Annotated in this window: 1 protein-coding gene; it reads right to left on the bottom strand. The window is 41.6% G+C overall.

Annotation, left to right across the window (positions count from 1 at the left end; genetic code table 11):
• Positions 1–86 precede the first annotated feature (86 nt).
• A partial coding sequence (gene tnpC, locus BFL01S_RS19705) for an IS66 family transposase (protein WP_061786739.1) occupies positions 87–940 on the bottom strand: 854 nt, incomplete at its 5' end.

The following is a 940-nucleotide window of genomic DNA, read 5'->3' as shown; positions in this document are numbered from 1 at the left end:
CCGTAAGCCCGAAATATAAAAAATAGCGCACCTTCACGGTACGCACGACGAACGGCCAGCTAACTGAATTTTTTTCAGTTAGCTGGCTATTTTGCACATGTGGCTTGAATATTCTCTGACCATGGCATGTAATTATGTAAAATCTCAGGGTGTTGATGAAACGATATATTAGGTAATTCCGTCATCAGCTTTACCAAGTACTGATAAAAATCAATTCCGTTTGCTTTGGCCGTTTCAGCCAAACTCAAACAAATGGCATTCGCATTAGCGCCTGCTTCACTCACGGAGAAGAGCCAGTTTTTGCGACCAATAACATTTGGACGAATGGCATTTTCAGCGGGATTGTTATCAATGGCGACATACCCATTTTCAAGGAAAACCTTTAACTCTGATGAACGGCTTAATGTATATTCAGCTGCTTTCGCAATGGCATTTTTACCGAAGAAAGACGAACGATCAATCCAATCCATAAATTCATCGACGATCGGTTTTGCTTCTTGTTGGCGAACTTGCAAGCGCTCTTCCGGTGAAAGATGTTTGATTTTCCGTTCAATATGAAACAACCGATCGCAGTACTGCACGCCTATTCGTCCATTTTTACTATCGGCTTTTAGCCAATAACGGCGTACGTGAGCCCAACAGTTGGCGAATTGAACATGAGGTAATTGACCGTAAGCTGAATACCCATCACAGATCACAGTGCCTTTGAATCCCTTAATTAAATCTTCTAATACAGCGCGCCCACGAGAAAGAGCGCTCTTAAATAGAACGATAATGGGACCTTCACTTTGTACACTGCGACATACCCAGTTATAAGCGTTTGATTGAGCTGGCTTTCCATCTGAACGCTTAATTATTTGTGCGTAGGTTTCATCTATATGCAACACAGATTTTGCCGTTAATAATTGGTTCATCAAATTATAAAGCGGTTGAAGCCAAT

The organism is Priestia flexa NBRC 15715 (assembly GCF_001591565.1).
Lineage (GTDB): Bacteria > Bacillota > Bacilli > Bacillales > Bacillaceae_H > Priestia > Priestia flexa.
Note: the sequence above shows the minus strand (reverse complement) of the source record. Positions and strands in the feature narration are given on the sequence as shown.